The organism is Parabacteroides timonensis (genome assembly GCF_900128505.1).
In the GTDB taxonomy this organism is placed as follows: Bacteria; Bacteroidota; Bacteroidia; order Bacteroidales; family Tannerellaceae; genus Parabacteroides; species Parabacteroides timonensis.
In genome coordinates this window covers 2,999,053-3,016,843 of the sequence record NZ_LT669941.1, presented here as the reverse complement: position 1 = coordinate 3,016,843, position 17,791 = coordinate 2,999,053, and the positions used below count along the sequence as shown (strand labels likewise).

General features: G+C 45.7%; 15 protein-coding genes. 11 read left to right on the top strand and 4 right to left on the bottom strand.

The window, feature by feature from the left end; translation table 11 throughout:
- The first annotated feature begins 203 nt into the window (after positions 1–203).
- The 3 genes from BQ7394_RS19770 (at position 204) to pflA (ending at position 3,997) form a co-directional block, all read left to right on the top strand.
- Complete coding sequence (locus BQ7394_RS19770) at positions 204–620, top strand: helix-turn-helix domain-containing protein (RefSeq protein ID WP_075558967.1); 417 nt, start codon at positions 204–206, stop codon at positions 618–620.
- Positions 621–936: 316 nt separating this feature from the next.
- Positions 937–3,177: a formate C-acetyltransferase gene (gene pflB / locus BQ7394_RS19765; protein WP_075558966.1), complete on the top strand. Its 2,241-nt coding sequence runs from the start codon at positions 937–939 to the stop codon at positions 3,175–3,177.
- Positions 3,178–3,274: 97 nt separating this feature from the next.
- On the top strand, positions 3,275–3,997 hold the full coding sequence (gene pflA / locus BQ7394_RS19760) for a pyruvate formate-lyase-activating protein (RefSeq protein WP_075558965.1): 723 nt from the start codon (positions 3,275–3,277) through the stop codon (positions 3,995–3,997).
- Between the two features lie 2 nt (positions 3,998–3,999).
- Here the strand turns inward: pflA and BQ7394_RS19755 are convergent, their stop codons facing one another.
- On the bottom strand, positions 4,000–4,305 hold the full coding sequence (locus tag BQ7394_RS19755; protein ID WP_075558964.1) for a DUF4884 domain-containing protein: 306 nt from the start codon (positions 4,303–4,305) through the stop codon (positions 4,000–4,002).
- A 160-nt stretch (positions 4,306–4,465) separates the two neighbouring features.
- Between BQ7394_RS19755 and BQ7394_RS19750 the strand changes: the two genes are divergently transcribed.
- The 3 genes from BQ7394_RS19750 to ahpF all read left to right on the top strand — a co-directional run bounded on the left by BQ7394_RS19750 (position 4,466) and on the right by ahpF (position 7,723).
- Positions 4,466–5,371, top strand: a complete 906-nt coding sequence (locus tag BQ7394_RS19750; protein WP_075558963.1) for a cation diffusion facilitator family transporter — start codon at positions 4,466–4,468, stop codon at positions 5,369–5,371.
- A 157-nt stretch (positions 5,372–5,528) separates the two neighbouring features.
- On the top strand, positions 5,529–6,095 hold the full coding sequence (gene ahpC, locus BQ7394_RS19745) for an alkyl hydroperoxide reductase subunit C (RefSeq protein ID WP_075558962.1): 567 nt from the start codon (positions 5,529–5,531) through the stop codon (positions 6,093–6,095).
- Positions 6,096–6,172: 77 nt separating this feature from the next.
- Positions 6,173–7,723: an alkyl hydroperoxide reductase subunit F gene (ahpF, locus tag BQ7394_RS19740; protein ID WP_075558961.1), complete on the top strand. Its 1,551-nt coding sequence runs from the start codon at positions 6,173–6,175 to the stop codon at positions 7,721–7,723.
- Between the two features lie 57 nt (positions 7,724–7,780).
- Here ahpF and BQ7394_RS19735 read toward each other — a convergent pair whose 3' ends face one another.
- The 3 genes from BQ7394_RS19735 to BQ7394_RS19725 all read right to left on the bottom strand — a co-directional run bounded on the left by BQ7394_RS19735 (position 7,781) and on the right by BQ7394_RS19725 (position 13,633).
- Positions 7,781–10,261, bottom strand: a complete 2,481-nt coding sequence (locus BQ7394_RS19735; RefSeq protein WP_075558960.1) for a S9 family peptidase — start codon at positions 10,259–10,261, stop codon at positions 7,781–7,783.
- A gap of 94 nt (positions 10,262–10,355) precedes the next feature.
- A complete protein-coding gene (locus BQ7394_RS19730; RefSeq protein WP_075558959.1) occupies positions 10,356–12,677 on the bottom strand; it encodes a glycoside hydrolase family 20 protein in 2,322 nt (773 codons plus the stop codon).
- Between the two features lie 125 nt (positions 12,678–12,802).
- A complete protein-coding gene (locus BQ7394_RS19725) occupies positions 12,803–13,633 on the bottom strand; it encodes an MBL fold metallo-hydrolase (protein ID WP_075558958.1) in 831 nt (276 codons plus the stop codon).
- Between the two features lie 95 nt (positions 13,634–13,728).
- Between BQ7394_RS19725 and BQ7394_RS19720 the strand changes: the two genes are divergently transcribed.
- From BQ7394_RS19720 to BQ7394_RS19700, 5 genes are all read left to right on the top strand, one after another.
- Positions 13,729–14,655: a Mur ligase family protein gene (locus BQ7394_RS19720; protein ID WP_075558957.1), complete on the top strand. Its 927-nt coding sequence runs from the start codon at positions 13,729–13,731 to the stop codon at positions 14,653–14,655.
- Complete coding sequence (locus BQ7394_RS19715) at positions 14,652–15,200, top strand: DUF4924 family protein (protein ID WP_075558956.1); 549 nt, start codon at positions 14,652–14,654, stop codon at positions 15,198–15,200. The genes BQ7394_RS19720 and BQ7394_RS19715 overlap by 4 nt, the downstream gene beginning before the upstream one ends.
- Positions 15,201–15,204: 4 nt before the next feature.
- Positions 15,205–16,071, top strand: coding sequence for a dTDP-4-dehydrorhamnose reductase (gene rfbD / locus BQ7394_RS19710; RefSeq protein ID WP_075558955.1), 867 nt, complete (start codon positions 15,205–15,207; stop codon positions 16,069–16,071).
- Positions 16,072–16,088: 17 nt separating this feature from the next.
- The gene (locus BQ7394_RS19705) at positions 16,089–16,676 is read left to right on the top strand and encodes an RNA polymerase sigma-70 factor (RefSeq protein ID WP_075558954.1); all 588 of its coding nucleotides are present in this window, start codon (positions 16,089–16,091) and stop codon (positions 16,674–16,676) included.
- Positions 16,677–16,751: 75 nt separating this feature from the next.
- The gene (locus BQ7394_RS19700) at positions 16,752–17,732 is read left to right on the top strand and encodes a FecR family protein (protein WP_075558953.1); all 981 of its coding nucleotides are present in this window, start codon (positions 16,752–16,754) and stop codon (positions 17,730–17,732) included.
- Positions 17,733–17,791: the final 59 nt, after the last annotated feature.

Sequence of the window (17,791 nt, the reverse complement as noted above, 5' to 3'; positions counted from 1 at the left end):
TGATATTGCTGCGAAAGCTTTGCGTCTTGTGAAGTTTTTTATACCTTTGTCATAAAGATAGATTGGAATGAAAATACTACATAGAGAGCGTATTGGTAAATTTTCGACAAAGCATGTAGATGCAGTTCGTCCACTTCAGTTTATTGGCACACATGAAGAGTATGACAGGATAGATTGTTCAACAATTTAATTACGTAAAGAGAATGGAAAGAAAATTTGAAAATATTACTCACATAGATACGCTTGAATTGTATAATGAAGCTGTGACCTATGTAGATGTGCTTATCAATGAAGCAACAGCAAATGGAGCTTTGGTGGAACCTGATGCAGACAACGAATACACACGTGAAATAGGACGTGTCGGCGGTATGTGTGCTGATTATGAAGCTCTGTATTATAAATCCCCAAGTTTAAAATTCAAGTCGCCTCTTATTGTATCAATAGAAAAAGAGTTGAAGAAGCGTTCTTTAAAACAACGCCAGGCAGCTGCTTATTTAGATGTAAAAGAATCTACTTTCAGTCAGATAATGACTGGGAAACGTCCTATTTCTATGCGAATGGCAAAACGTTTGTATGAGAGATTGAATATTGACCCGGTATTGATAATGAAGTTTGCCTAGGAGAGACTAAAAACAGATAAAACAAGATAGGTTTAGCGATCAGCTGGCGGATAGCAACAAAGGCTCTCATTAATTTTTTAAGGTCACAGTTTGTGATCTTAAAGATTCATATTCATCTTTTTTTGTATTATTTATCATACCATGCTCAGTGATACCTAAAACAGGCGATACACCCCAGTTATAGGCCCTTTTTAGTAACTATTTGTAGTGATTTTGGCTGTTTGGGGGACATCCTGACTATACAATAGTTTCTTGTCACGTATAAAAGCAGTACCTTTGTACCGATAAGTTAAAAACCGAAATAAGCAAAATAGGTATGAAGTTTGAAAACGAGAACTGGGCGCAGTTCAAAGGTGAAATTTGGAAAAGAGAGATTAATGTAAGGGATTTTATCCAAAACAACTACAAACCTTATGAAGGGGACGACACTTTCTTGAAAGACTCCTCAGACAAGACTAAGAAAGTTTGGGATAAATTGACCGAAATGTTTAAGGTAGAAAGGGAGAAGGGTGTTTACGACGCTGAAACAAAATATCCTCAAGGTATAGATACTTACGGACCAGGTTATATAGACAAAGAAAACGAAGTAATTGTCGGCCTGCAAACCGATGCTCCTCTGAAACGTGGTATTTACCCGAAATGCGGAACACGTATGGTGGAAAACAGCCTGGAAGCTTACGGCTACAAGCTGGATCCGATGACAAAAGAAATCTTCACGAAATACAGAAAGACGCATAACGAAGGCGTTTTCTCCGCTTATACGGATGAAATGATTGCCGCACGTCGTTCCGCTATCATCACCGGACTGCCGGATGCTTACGGACGCGGACGTATCATCGGTGACTATCGTCGCGTAGCCCTTTACGGTACGGAAATCCTGATCGCAGAAAAGAAGCATTATCTGAAAAGACTCGATATACAGGAACTGACCGAAGAAATCATCCAGAGCCGTGAAGAGATCTCCGAACAGATCAAGGCATTGAAAGCCTTCGAAAAGATGTGTGCCGGCTATGGCTTCGATGTTACGAAACCGGCCAAGGATGCACGCGAAGCCGTTCAGTTCGTATATCTGGGTTACCTGGCTGCCGTAAAAGACCAGGATGGTGCGGCCATGTCATTGGGACGTACCTCTACTTTCCTCGATATTTATATTGAAAAAGATATCCGTGAAGGTAAACTGACGGAAGAAGAAGCGCAGGAACTGATCGACCAGTTTATCATCAAACTGCGTATCGTTCGTTTCCTTCGTACTCCGGAATATAACGACCTGTTCTCTGGTGACCCTGTTTGGGTGACTGAGTCTCTGGGCGGACAGGGGGTAGACGGCCGTTCACTGGTGACAAAGACCTCTTACCGTTATCTGCATACATTATACAACCTCGGCCCGGCACCGGAACCCAACCTGACAGTACTGTGGTTCAACAACGCTCCTGAAAACTGGAAACGTTTCTGTGCGAAGGTATCCATCGATACTTCGGCTATCCAGTATGAGAACGATGACCTGATGCGTCCGGATTATGGCGACGACTATGGCATCGCCTGCTGTGTGTCGCCGATGAAGATCGGTAAGCAGATGCAGTATTTCGGTGCACGTGCCAACCTGGCTAAATGTCTGTTGTATGCCATCAACGGTGGCCGCGATGAACGCTCGGGTGTACAGGTGGCTCCGAAATTCGAACCGATCACCAGCGAATACCTCGATTACAACGAAGTGATGGAGAAATACGAACAGATGATGCGCTGGCTGGCTAAGGTCTATGTGAACGCACTGAAGATCATCCATTACATGCACGATAAATATGCTTACGAAGCTTTTGAAATGGCTCTGCACGACGGTTCTGTGGAACGTATCCGTGCCACAGGTATTGCCGGCCTTTCTATCGTTGCCGACTCGTTGGCTGCTATCCGCGATACAAAAGTGAAAGTGATCCGCGACGAACGTGGCCTGGCTGTCGGTTTCGAACGCGAAGGCGAATATGTTCCTTTCGGCAACAACGACGATCGTACCGACAGTATCGCTGTCGACATCACTGAAAAGTTCATGGAATATCTGCGCCAGCACCAGACATACCGTAATGCGACTCCGACACAGTCTATCCTGACCATTACCTCCAACGTGGTATACGGTAAGAAGACGGGTGCTACTCCTGACGGACGCGAAGGCGGTACGCCGTTTGCTCCGGGTGCCAACCCAATGAACGGACGCGATACCAAGGGGGCGATCGCAGCACTGGCTTCTGTTACCAAGCTGCCGTTCCAGCATGCACACGACGGTATCTCTTATACTTTTGCCGTATCTCCGGCAACACTGGGTAAGGAACGTGATATTCAGATCGCCAATATGGTTGGCCTACTGGACGGTTACTTTACTCCTGACGGCGGACAGCACTTGAACGTAAACGTATTCGACAAGGAACTGTTGCTCGACGCTATGGATCATCCGGAAAACTATCCGCAGTTGACTATCCGTGTATCCGGTTATGCGGTAAACTTTGTGAAGTTGACACGCGAACAGCAGTTGGATGTAATTTCAAGAACAATCAATCACTCACTTTAAAAGTTGACAGTTGACAAGTGACAGTTGACAGTTAGAGGATGCGTAAAGCCTCTCTATCTGTCATCTGTCAACTGCCAACTGTCCTCTGTCAACTGTCATGGAGGGGAAAATTCATTCTTTAGAAAGTTTTGGGACTGTGGACGGTCCCGGGATACGTTTTGTTGTCTTTATGCAAGGTTGTCCGCTCCGTTGCCTGTATTGTCATAATCCGGATACCTGGGACAGTAAAGGCGGTGTTAAATACCGAATGACGCCGGACGAGTTGCTGGCGGAAGTGTTGCGGTACAAGAATTTCATTGCTAAGGGCGGTGTAACCGTTACCGGGGGAGAACCTTTGTTGCAGGCCGAATTCCTTACTGAGTTTTTTCGTCTCTGTCGGGAGGAAGGTATTCATACGGCTTTGGATACATCCGGCTATATCTGTACCCCGAAAGCGCTGGAAGTACTTGGGCAGGTCGACCTGGTACTGCTGGATATAAAAACGATCGATCCCGAATTGCATCCCCGTCTGACGGCTGTAAAGCTGGATAATACATTACGTTTCCTGGATGAGTTGGAGAAGCGCGGTATTCCTGTGTGGATTCGTCACGTCATTGTTCCCGGACTGACTGATAATGATGAGGCCTTAGACAAACTTGCCGGATATATCAGTCGATATAAGGTGGTTCAGAAAGCAGAGCTTCTGCCTTATCATACGATGGGCGCGTATAAATATGAAGCGCAAGGAATAGATTATAAACTAAAGGACGTAGAACCCCTGTCTGCCGAACGTCTGGCAAATGCAAAAGAGATATTTAAGAAACATGGTATCACTGTGTGACCTTATTCAATCGGTTCCCTGTGGATTTTTACCGGTTGCTTGCGTATCTTATTGACAATACGGACACTGTCATTTTCGATACTCGTTACGTCTCCCTGGCAGTTGGTGAAATAGATGTAATTCCCCATATCCATAAACCGGTATACCTTACAACCATCGTGCTCAAACAGATACTCGACTTTATAACTGGGATTGTTTTCCGGTGCCGATTTGGCGATGGGTGTTCCCGCCAGGCCACAGGCAGTGAAACCGACGATATAAGACAATAGTGCACCTATCGAAAAGATGAAAAAACTGATCCTTCTCATATTCTTTTTCTTTTAGTTTACTTTGTCTCCAAAGGTAGCGAATTTCAAATAAGACAGGGTATAACCGTGTGACATTTTACCTACAATCAGGTATATTTTTATTGCCCGGAAAAACATAGTTTTGTTCCATATTGTTACTCAAATAAAAGTAAGAACGAATATGGAACAACATCATCACGACCATCATCACCACGAAATAACCTCTTTGAATAAAGCCTTTATTATCGGTATAGCCTTGAACCTGGCGTTTGTCGTTGCTGAGTTTGCGGCAGGCTTTTGGTATAACTCGCTCGGCTTATTGTCGGATGCCGGACATAACCTGGGGGATGTGGCGAGCCTGGTACTAGCCATGCTGGCTTTCCGGCTGGCGAAGGTTCATCCTACCTGTAAATATACGTATGGATATAAGAAAAGTACCGTTCTGGTATCCCTGTTGAATGCGGTTATCCTGCTGGTGGCCGTCGGTATCATTATTGCCGAGAGTATAGGGAAACTGCTTCATCCGCAACCGGTGGAGGGGGATGCCATCGCCTGGGTGGCAGGTATCGGTGTGGTTATAAATGCACTGACGGCCTGGCTTTTTATGAAGGATAAAGACAAGGATTTGAATGTAAAGGGAGCATACCTGCACATGGCGGCCGATGCGTTGGTTTCGATCGGTGTGGTTATCTCCGGTATCGTGATTGCTCATACGGGATGGTATATTATCGACCCGATCATCGGGCTATTGATCGCTATCGTCATTATCGTTTCCACCTGGGGACTGCTACGCGATAGTATCCGGCTTTCGCTGGATGGCGTACCTGCGGGTACGGATATCGACAAGGTAGAAGAGGTGATCCATGGAGTGGATGGAGTAGAGGGAGTACATCACCTGCATATATGGGCGATCAGTACTACCGAAACGGCCCTTACCGCACATATCGCCATCTGTAATATTTCAGAAATGGAACGTATCAAACAGGAGATAAAACATGATCTTTTGCATGTCGGTATCCAGCATGCCACACTCGAGTTCGAAACGTCCGGTATCCAGTGCGATGGACGTTGTTGCTCAGATAAATAGCGTCGGATTATAAACGTGATTTACTGATACTCAAAGATTTTGTCTATGAGTGCATAAAACCTTTCGATTGGATTTTTTGTTCTTACCTCAAATCGGCAACTTATCTTTGCATCAGAAACAAAAACAAATAGTAATAACAATTAAAATAGTAAATACAATGGAACCTATTATCAATTCACAAGCACCCGAGTTTAAAGTACAGGCATTTCAGAATGGAAGTTTCAAAACTGTAAGCAGCGAAGATATCAAAGGCAAATGGTCTATCTTCTTCTTCTACCCGGCTGACTTTACATTTGTTTGTCCGACTGAACTGGTAGATATGGCTGACAAATATGATCAGTTCCAGGCTATGGGTGTAGAAGTTTATTCTGTAAGTACAGACTCACACTTCGTACACAAAGCATGGCATGATGCTTCTGAAACGATCCGTAAGATCAAATATCCGATGTTGGCAGACCCCACAGGTGTTCTGAGCCGTGCATTCGGTGTGATGATCGAAGAAGACGGTATGGCTTACCGTGGTACATTCCTGGTAAATCCGGAAGGAAAGATCAAACTGGCTGAAATCAACGACAACGGTATCGGCCGTAATGCAGACGAATTGCTTCGTAAAGTAGAAGCTGCTCAGTTCATTGCAGCTAACCCGAGTGAAGTTTGTCCTGCCAAGTGGAAAAAAGGTGGTGAAACACTGAAGCCGAGCATTGATCTGGTCGGCAAGATCTAAGAATAATAAACGGAGGCCGGCAACTATATTGTCGGCCTTTTTTGTCTTTAGTAATAAATTAAACAACGCATTCAGATATGTTAGACTCAGCGATGAAAGATCAGTTATCCGGCATCTTTGCAGGATTAACGACAGAATATATTTTTGATATAACAGTAGCTCCCGAACATGAAAGCCGCAACGAGTTACTAGGACTTCTAAACGACGTGGCTTCTTGTTCCGATAAACTATCTACCCGTGTGACAGACGGCAAAGGACTGGAATTTTCTCTGTTGAAGAATGGGGAAAAGACCGGTATCAAATTCCGTGGTGTTCCTAACGGACACGAATTTACCTCTTTACTGTTGGCTATCCTGAATAGCGATGGCAAAGGAAAGAACATACCCGACGAAAGTATCTGCAACCGGGTGAAAGCCCTGAACGGCCCGATCAAACTGACAACGTATGTGTCGCTGACGTGTACGAACTGTCCCGATGTCGTACAGGCACTCAATGCAATGACTACCCTAAACCCGGAGATCAGCCATGAGATGGTAGACGGCGCGATCAACCAGGAAGAGGTGGAAGCTATGAAAGTACAGGGCGTACCTTCTGTGTTTGCTGATGGTAAACTGCTCCACGTAGGCCGTGGTGATTTCGGCGAATTGCTGGCAAAGCTGGAAGCTCAGTATGGGGTGAAAGAAGAAGAGTTGCCGGTAGTGGAAAAGAATTACGATGTCATTATCGTAGGTGGTGGTCCTGCCGGAAGTGCAGCCGCTATCTATACGGCACGCAAGGGGTTGAATGTAGCCGTAGTGGCCGACCGTGTAGGTGGTCAGGTGAAAGAAACTGTCGGAATAGAAAACCTTATTTCCGTACCTCAGACAACCGGTCAGCAGCTGGCTCTCGACCTGATGTCGCACATGAATGATTATCCTATCGATATCCTTGAACACCGCCGGGTGGATAAGGTAGAACTGATAGGAAAGGATAAAATATTGACAACCTCTACCGGCGATAAACTTATTGCTCCTGCCGTAATCGTTGCTACGGGAGCGAGCTGGCGTAAATTGAACGTTCCCGGTGAGAGCGAATATATCGGACGCGGCGTAGCCTTCTGTCCGCATTGCGACGGTCCTTTCTATAAAGAAAAGCATGTTGCCGTTGTAGGTGGTGGAAACTCTGGTATCGAGGCGGCTATCGACCTGGCTGGTATCTGTTCGAAAGTGACTGTCCTGGAATTTGCCGATACGCTGAAAGCCGACAAGGTATTGCAGGATAAACTGTATAGCCTGCCGAACGTAGAAGTGTTCAAAAGCTCACAGACAATGGAGGTGATCGGTAACGGTACAAAAGTGACCGGTATCCGTGTCAAAGATCGTGAGACTGAGCAGGAACGTACAATCGATTTGGATGGTATCTTTGTTCAGATCGGCCTGGCTGCCAATAGCGGTGCTTTCCGTGAGGTTGTAGATACGAACCGTCCGGGCGAGATCGTGATCGATAGTCATTGCCGTACTAGTGTGCCGGGTATTTATGCGGCCGGTGATGTTTCGACCGTTCCTTACAAGCAGATCATTATTTCGATGGGGGAAGGTGCAAAAGCTGCGCTGACTGCTTTCGAAGACCGGATGCGCGGGATAGTGTAACGTAACAGTATATATTAAACAAAGAAACCCTCAGGCTGTAGTCTGAGGGTTTCTTTGTTATAAGGACTTGGCAGGATATAAGGCTTCCCACCATTGTGGTTGTTCTTTCAGCCATTTGGCGAACCAGGCGTAGATTGTGTTATTCCATTCTGCCCGTTTCTTATAATCGAAGATCTGATGATTTTGTCCGTTTACCTGGATAAAGGCGGTTTCCTTACCAAGCAATTTCAGAGCGGTAAACATCTGGATACTTTCTCCGATAGGCACATTCGTATCGACGGAACCGTGTAGGAAGAGGATCGGGGTGTTGATCTTATCGGCATGGAACAACGGACTTTGCTCTACGTAGATATCCCGGGCATTCCAGGGGTAGCTGTTTGCCGTTGCCAGCGAACTGTATGAGTATCCCCAGTAACCTTCTCCCCAATAACTGGTAATGTCGCTGATACCGGCATGTGAAATTGCAGCGGCAAAAATATCCGTTTTCGTTTGCAGGTACTGTGTCATGAAACCTCCGTAAGAAGCACCGATGCACCCGATCTTCTTGGCATCGACGAAATTATGTTCTGCACAGAACTTCTTTGTTCCTTCGATGATTTCATCACCAGTGCGTTTCCCCCAGGCATTGACGTGGCGGGCAGAGAACTCCTGTCCGAAACCGGTTGCTCCGCTGGGCTGGATAATATAAACAATGTAGCCTAATGCGGCATACGTATGCGACGGATAACGGTTTTCCAACGAACGTGCCGTCGGGCTTGTTCCACCGTAATAGTTGACGATCAGCGGATATTTCTTATTCGGATCGAAATGAGGAGGCAGGTAGTAGCGTCCGTAAATCGTATCGCCGGCAGCAGCCTGGAAGTTCCAGTCGTGTACCTCGCCCAGTGTGACATCTTTTAATATAGTTTCCGACAGGTCTTTCAGACAAACGGTTGTATTCTTTTTCAGGTTGACTGAATAAAGGCGCTGCGAGTTGGAAGCGCTTTCGCCGAAATAAACCAGTTCGGGAGCCGACTCAGCTAGGGTGAAATCAGAAAGGATTTCTTCTTTCAACGGAACCGGATTGATCTTTCCGTTAGACGGATTGAGAACATACAGGCGGACACAATCTTTATCTTCGCCCTGAAGATAGATCTGTTTATCGTTGCTGTTCCAGGTGAAAAACTGGATAGACGGATCAAAATCTTTGCTTACAGGGGATACTTCTTTTTTCTCCGGGTCATAAATGAATAATTGCCCATCGGCAATATTGGAGGTTTGTCCCGGTGCAATCTTCAATCCGATACCGTTGAAGGCTTCTCCCGAGCCTTCGATCGCCAACAGTTTACCGTCGGGAGAAAAACCGGCACGACCGATAAAGGCGTCTTTCAGTAATGCCTCGGTTTGCATGGTCTGCAAATCCATGCGGTAGAGTGTGTTGATGCTGAACGGACGCTGGGTCAGGGTACGTTCACTGCTGCTGAAGAGGATATAACGGCCATCTTTCGATATATCGTTGAGGTGTGTGGAGTTGTATCCGTAGGTCAGACGTTCGAACAGGCCGGTCGCCAGGTCGTACTTATGAAGGAAAGAACGGTTACGCCAGTCGGGCTGACGGTCGTCGGGGACAAGTATTTCTTCCATATCCTTGTCTTTCTTCGGCCCTTCTTCTGAAACGGTGAAGATCAGGTAGTCTTCGGTCGGAGCAATCACGAACCAGCCGTCGGGTAGGTTACGGGAAAGGATGGTTTCTGCCTGGGTGGCGGGATCGACCGTTACCAGTTCTTTGCCTTCCATTCCTTCACGGGTATAATACAGACGGTTGCTTTTAGGCATCCAATTGTAGTCGTTATTACTACTTTCGATTACAACTTGCCCGGTGGTCCTGTCGGTGACTTGCTGGTACGACTGAGTCTTACCACCGGGGTAGGTGGTCTGGTAGGCAGTCAGCAGATATTTACCGTTGGGCGAAAGGCTTACCGAACGGAAACGGGTTCCGTTGTAGACTTCGCTGATGGTGTATCGTTTTTCGGGGTTGGTAGTGGCTGTCACCACTGCTTCGGCTTCCGTGTTGAATGTTACTTTTAATGACTCCGCTTTGTTTGCTTCGGCCAGGTATTTGATAACGACCTCATAACGGTGGGGCTCCAGCGAGAGTGTGATCTTACCGTCGGCTGGTATTTGCTTTTCATTATTTATATATACTTCGTATGTCTCCGGACCTTTTACCGATAAGTCACCTTTTACATACCGGTCGCTATTGAGGTAGAAGGAGGCCAGTCCGATCTGATAAGGCTGGGAGGAAGCAGGGAGTTGCCCTTCTCCGTTGGTGTTGGCATCCAGCAGTTGTGTGCTTTGGCGGACGTTGCTGAACGGGATGGCTGTTTTCAGTAGTTCTTTTTCGGTAAACTTCTTGCTGTTTACATCGAGGCTGTCGTTGAGGAACGGCTTCTTTACTTCGTAGGGGCCGGCGTATCTGAACTGTTTCACTGTCACCTCTTCGGCGAAGAGGTTGTAGCAGGAACAGATGGCGGCCAAGAGTAGTATGTTTCTTTTCATGGCGAATAATATTAATTGGGGGACAAAGGTATGAAAAAGGCTGCAACTCCGGTTGATGAAGTGCAGCCTTTTTGTTATTTACTTCAGCTTCTTGTTACTGGATAATAATTTCGTCTACAAACAGGTAAGCCGGATTACCCGCGCCACCATGCCATGCCGGTAACTTATCGCTTTTGATGATTACTTCCACATAGCGTGCTTTTACCGGGGCAAAAGTAATTTCCTGCGGATAGATACCATCTTTGTCGGATTGTTTTAATGAAGGGATCGCCTTGGTGGCTACTTCTTTGAAGTTCTGGCCGTCCTCGGATACCTTTACCGTCACTCCGGCTGCTCCCATGATCCAGTCGCCTTTTACGACATTTGTGTTGAAGGCTACCTTGCTGATCTCAACCGGCTGTTTCAGGTCGATCGCAGCGTCGAGGTCTTTTCCCTGGAAGCCCAGCCAGCGGCCGGTCTTATAGTTTGTGTCGCCAGTCAGACCGTCTGTCAGTTCGATACCGCCGTTGAAGTCGTATCCTTTGCTCGGAGCGACACGCAAGGTAACAGGTTTAGCTGTCGATTTGCTGAAGTTGATCTTTTCAGAGAATACGCGGCTGTTGCCGGAAGGACGTACAACGACTGCTTTTATCGTTCCGTCTTCCTTTATTTTGACAGGGGCTTCATATTTGTTGCTAGCACTGGTCGGTTTGCTGCCATCCAGTGTGTAGTAGATATCACCGTCTCCCATTGTGGACAGGTTTACAACGATCTCGCCGTTCTCCGTATCGGTGGTGAATTCGGCGTGGATGTCGAAGATGTTCTTGGCATAGTTGTAACCCAGGCGGTCGTATAATTTAGTCATACGGACCAGGCGGGGCAGGAAGCTCTGGTATTCTTTCTTGCTCGGATCTGTCCATTGCACTTCGGCCAGGGCAGCCATACGCGGCATGACCATATATTCCACCTGTGAGAAGGTCGGGATGTATTCACTCCACAGGTTAGCCTGTACACCGATCACATATTTCTTGTATTCGTCGGGGATACCGGCAGTCGGTTCCAATGAATAAACCCGTTCCAGCGGCAGGTAACCACCGATTGCCAACGGTTCATTTTCGGTGTCGGTCGACTGGTAGTAGTCGAAATACAGATAAGTATTCGGAGTCATAATCACATTGTGGTGTTGTTTGGCAGCTTCGATACCTCCGTCTACACCACGCCAGCTCATCACGGTTGCGTTAGGAGCCAGTCCGCCTTCCAGGATTTCATCCCAACCGATGATGTGACGGCCTTTGCTTTCCACGAATTTCTCCATACGGGAGATGACATAGCTTTGCAGATATTCTTCCGCACTGTGTTTATTGTCTCCCTTGATACCTTCCGCTTTGATACGGGCCTGGCATTTCGGACAGGTTTTCCAGCGTACTTTCGGACATTCGTCACCGCCGATATGGATATATTCGGAAGGGAAGAGGTCGATCACTTCCGATAATACATCTTCCAGGAATCCCATTGCTTTGTCGTTACCGGCACAGATCACGTCGTCGGAGATACCCCATTGTGTCCATACTTCATACGGACCGCCTGTACAACCCAGGTCCGGGTAAGCGGCAAGTGCAGCCTGCTGGTGACCGGGCAGGTCGATTTCGGGAATGATCGTGATGAAACGTTCTTTGGCGTAAGCGATTACGTCGCGGATTTCATCTTGTGTGTAGAAACCACCGTACGGTTTGCCGTCATATTCGCCGGAGTTACGTCCGATCACGGTTTCTTTCCGTTGGGAACCGATGGTGGTCAGTTCCGGATATTTCTTGATCTCGATACGCCATCCCTGGTCGTCGGAAAGATGCCAGTGGAAAGTGTTCATATTGTGCAGTGCCAATATGTCGATGTATTTCTTGATAGAGTCGGCAGGGAAGAAATGACGGGATACATCCAGGTGCATGCCACGATAGGCAAAACGGGGGTAATCGTTGATCGTCACGGTCGGAAGTTCTATATTCATCCCTTCGGCTACTGCCGGGATCGATTTGCGCAATGACTGTACCCCGTAGAATACGCCGGCTTCGGTAGCACCTGCCAGTTCGATACCTTCGGTAGTTACCGTCAGGCGATATCCCTCAGGATTGGTGATACTTTTGTCGATAGAGAGGTTGATAGGTTTAGCACTTTTGTCGGTTACTACTTTCGGTGCGTAGCCGGTTGCTTCTTTAATATAGGAAGCCAGGAACTCGCCAGCTTGTTTCAGTAAGTCATTCCCTTCCGGGTAGCTGATAGAAGTAGAAGGCGTTAAGATGAAAGGAGTCCCGTTTGTCAGGGAAACATCCTGCGGCAGGGGAATGATTTCATAATCACCGGTAGCGACTTTGCTGTCGGAGCAGGCTACCATTCCTGCAAAAGCTGCAAAAAGCAGCGCGTACTTGCTTAGTTTATTCATGCGTTATTAAAAGTTATAAATGATAATGTCTTTTTTAGATTGTTTTATATTCCGTCAGAGATTGCGTTCAAAGATAAGAATTTATTTCATATGTGTAATAATCAGGTAGTAAAGGACGCAAATTATTATAAATCTATCACTTTGTCTTTTTTGAAGAAGTTGCTGACTTTTTTCACGGTGCTGCATTTGGTGTAGGCATCATGGCAATAGATCAGTACCTGTCCTTCGCGGGCAGCTTCTTCGAGCATACGAATCTTTTCCTGGAAGGAAGTGACCGGATAGGTGTCGTAGGCCGATATCCATTCGGGTGAGACGCTCGCAGCAAGGGGTATTACGTCTCCGGCAAAGACAAAAGTCTGTTCGGTAGTCGTGATGTAAGGGACCAGCTGTCCAGGCGTATGACCGTCGAAGATACGGAGTTCGATGCCGGTGCATAGCTCCGTATCGGTGTCGATAAGGCGTAACAGTCCTCTATCTGCAACAGCCTGCATGTTTTCCACAAAATAAGAGTCTTTTTCCAGCGGGTTCGGATGCAGGAAGTTTTCCCATTGCTTGCGGCTGACCCAGTGGACAGCATTAGGAAATGACGGATATAATTCGCCGGTCTCCTCATTCTTCCGGGTGGTATAACCACAATGGTCGAAATGCAGGTGGGTGAGTACGACGTCTGTTACCTGTTCGGGAGAAACACCTTTTTTTCGCAATTCATCTTCCAGGTCGGACAGGTCGAAGAAGTTGTAATAGCTGAGTTGGCTGAGGTGTTTGTCGCCTGCACCGTTGTCGACAAGGACTACTTTTTCAGGAGCCTTTGATATTAGTAGGCTTCTCATCGAGAGGATGCAACCGTTCGTCTCGTTACTCGGATAACGCCGGCTCCAGGCTGTCTTCGGAATGGCACCGAACATAGCTCCGCCATCCGCGTAAAAACATCCTGTGTCTATTATTTGTATCTCCATTTCACTTTTTTTGTGTCAAATATAAGCAAGTTTTTTCTATCTACGATACGTTGAAGCTTGATGAAATTGTGTACATTTGCGCCAAAATCTAAGCGATGCGAAAAGTTCATTTAATCTCCGTAACCGAACCTCTTGTGCTTGACCTGGCTTTGGCTATTCATGAGAAGGGATATGAAGTGAGCGTTTCCGGCGACGGTATAACAGAGGATGTAGTTGCAAAGCTTCGTGCTGCCGGTTGTACTTGTCATGGAAACGGTTGGTTTCCGGAGAGATTAATAAAGGATAGTAATTTTGTCGTTCTGGGTGCAACTGTCAAACAAGACAATCCGGAGCTGATAAAGGCAAAAGAATTAGGATTACTGATTCTCTCAATTCCTGAATTCATATTTCAGCGTACTAAAGAGAAAACACGGGTAGTTGTAGCGGGAAGCCGCGGAAAGAAATCAATTATCTCGATGATAGTTTGTGCCCTTCAGCGGCAGAAGCTGGCTTTCGATTATGCCTTGACAAGTGAAGTCCCTTTGCTACCTAACCGGGTACGGATGAGCTATGAAGCACGCATTGCCCTGATTGAAGGTGACGAGCATGTCACTTCGGCATTGGAAAAGCGTTTCCAGCTGGAGTTCTACCGTCCGCATATCGCTATACTGACTAATTTGTCGTGGACACCGGACACCGACCATCCTACGGCGGATGCTTACTACGATACCTTCCGTAACTTCACCACCCTGATCGAACGCGAAGGTAAATTAATCTATTTCGAAGGCGACCGTGTTGTAAAGCAGTTGGCTGAGGAGGTACGTGAAGATATCACCGCCATTCCGTATGCAGAACATGCCGTGATCGAGAAAGACGGGGCAACCTTCTTGCAGACCCGTTACGGTGACTTTCCGATACGGATCCCTGACAGTTATTTCCTGACAAATCTGAACGCTGCCCGTCTGGCTTGCCGCCAGTTAGGTGTTAAAGATGCCGATTTTTATCGGGCGTTATCCGAATATAGTGTATCTTTGTCGCTATGATTATAGCAAAACAGAAAAGAAAAGAAAATATAGCCGAGTATTTGTTATACATGTGGCAGGTGGAAGACCTGATACGTGCCAATCATTTTGATATCGACTCTATCCGCCGTACGGTCATTTCCCAATATGACCAGCCGGATGAAGTAAAGGAAGAGATCGCTGCCTGGTATGAGGAACTGATCGAAATGATGCGTAGTGAAGGCGTAATGGAAAAGGGACACATCCAGTTAAATAAGAATGTGATCATCACCCTGACCGACCTGCATCTGCGGCTGCTTAAATCTACAAAAGAAATGATTTACGGGGCGGCCTACTATAAAACGCTCCCATATATAGTTCAGCTCCGGGCTAAATCCGGGGGGGAAGAGTTACCTGAACTGGAAACATGCTTTAATGCGATCTATGGTTTTCTGCTTCTGCGGATGCAGGGAAAGCCGGTAAGCCCGGAGACACAGGAAGCGATTAAGCAGATCAGTTCTTTCCTGGCCCTTCTTGCCGAGAAGTATCGTGAGGATATGAACGGAGAACTGAAATTAGAAGATTAAAAACATGAAAACAATTTTAGTAACAGGTGCCAACGGACAGCTGGGTAATTCTATTCGTGTGCTGACCGGACAATATCCGCAATACAATTTCCTGTTTACGGATGTCGATACATTGGATATAACAGATCCGGCAGCAGTAAAAGCTGCGGTAAAGGACAATCAGGTAAACTATATTATAAACTGTGCCGCTTACACAGCGGTAGATAAGGCAGAAGATAATGAAGAGCTTTGCCGTCGATTGAACAGCTTTGCCGTATGTGTACTGGGTGAAGCGGCCCGTGAAGCCGGAGCAAAGATGATTCATATCTCTACCGACTATGTATTCAGTGGTACGGGTTATCGTCCATACAAGGAAACCGACGGTACACGTCCGGTGTCTGTCTATGGCCGTACCAAACTGGCCGGTGAAGAAGGGCTGATGGAAGTTTGTCCTGACGCGGTAATCATCCGTACGGCGTGGCTGTATTCCGAGTTCGGAAGTAATTTCGTAAAGACTGTGCTCCGTCTGGGTAAGGAAAGAGATGAACTGGGTTTTGTGTTCGACCAGATAGGGACACCCACCTATGCCGGAGATTTGGCTGCTATTATCCTTTCCGTGGTTACTGCCGATGAGAAAGGAGCCTTTGTTCCGGGTATCTACCATTATTCGAACGAAGGTGTTTGCAGTTGGTACGACTTCACCGTGAAAATCTTGCAAATAGCCGGAATAGATTGCCGTATCCGCCCTATTGAAACAAAAGATTATCCGACAAAGGCTGTACGCCCGCCTTATAGTGTGTTGAATAAGAGTAAGATAAAAGAAACATATAAAATTGTAATACCTCATTGGGAAACAAGCCTTCGTATTTGCATGAAAAAGCTAATAATATGAAATTGTTAATTTAAAATTTGAAGAACCTATCATTTGATATAGAAAAAGTAAGACAAGGTGATTGGGCTTCCTTTCACCGGCTTTTCAAGGTGCTCTATCCACGTTTGATCACTTTGGCCTCCCGGTTTGTGGATGAGTGTACCGCGGAGGATTTGGTACAGAATGTATTTTTATTTTATTGGGAGAGAAAAGAAACGATTGATATAAATGATATAAAATCTTTTTTATATAAATGTACTCAAAATAGTTGTCTGGATCATTTAAAACATCAAATGGTCGTAGAGGAGTATGAACGGAAAGTACGTATTGGCGAAGCCCGTTTACTTTGGCTGGAAGAACATTCTGATGAGAATGAAGTAATGAAATCTGTTATTAACCAGGATTTGCAGGATATAATTAATGAATCGATTGACAAACTATCTCCCAAATGTGCAAAGATTTTCCGATTATGTTATTTTGAAGATATGAGCCACAAGGCTATTGCCGATTCAATGGGACTTTCTACCCGTACTGTGGAATGGCATATTCGTCAAGCTATCATATTTCTCCGAAAGGATTTACATCGCCTTTTTATACTCATCTTGTGTTTTTCAACATATAAGTAAAAAAAACGGAAAAATCTCCCCGTAGTTTTCCCTTGCTTAATCTTCGTTTATATATAAGCGATAATTTTGAGCAAGATGAATGAAGAACAAATCATAAAATATTTAAAGGGTCAATCTACTCCTGGCGAATCGGAAGAGATAGAGAATTGGATATTGGAAGGTAAAGAGAATGCCGATATCTTTTTTGAAATCGAACGACTTTGGATGTTGAAGCGCGAAGCGGTTATTGTTCACTCCAGCCGGATTGAAACAGCTTATCATCGTCTGAGCAACTTATTACGACCGAAATCACAAAAGTATAAATTATTTGGTCCGCGCTATTGGAAGTATGCAGCGGTAGCTTTACTCGCTTTATTAATCACAATTGATATTTTTTATGATCGTCCTACGATTCCTGATTCGGCAAATATGATTGAAGTACCTAAAGGTCAACGTGTGAACTTGGTTTTATCAGATGGAACAAAAGTCTGTCTGAATTCAAATAGCCGTTTGCATTATCCTGCTGTTTTTTCAGGAAAACAACGTCATGTGGAGTTGGAAGGAGAAGCTTTTTTTGAAGTCACGCACGATGAAAAATGTCCATTTGTTGTACAGGTTCCAGATATGACGATCAAAGTGTTAGGTACTACTTTCAATGTAAAAGCTTATCAGAATGAAGTCACATACGTTACGTTGGAATCAGGGAAGGTGGAAGTCCGAACAACCGATGAGCGGGAATCAGTAATGTTAAATCCCTGTGAACAAGTTTCTTACTCAAAACAAACGGGTTTGAAACTGCATCGTGTGAACGGCAATGCCTTTTATGCATGGAAATCTGGTGAAATTGCTTATGTCGACAATTCTCTTTCAGAGATAGTAAAAGATTTGGAGCGTCGTTTTGATGTTCGAATAAGAATAGAAGGACAAGGACTTGCTGAGAGAAAGTTCTCTTTACGCGTAGAGAATAATGCTACTTTATCTCAAATTCTCACTTTATTAAAAGGAACCCGCCAACTTGATTTCAACCTAAATGGCGAGCAAGTAATAATTTATAAAAACGAATTGCCTATGGAATAAAACGAATATAAATAAAGAACCGAAAATGCTCCCAACACTTCCGGTTCAGAAACGATTAA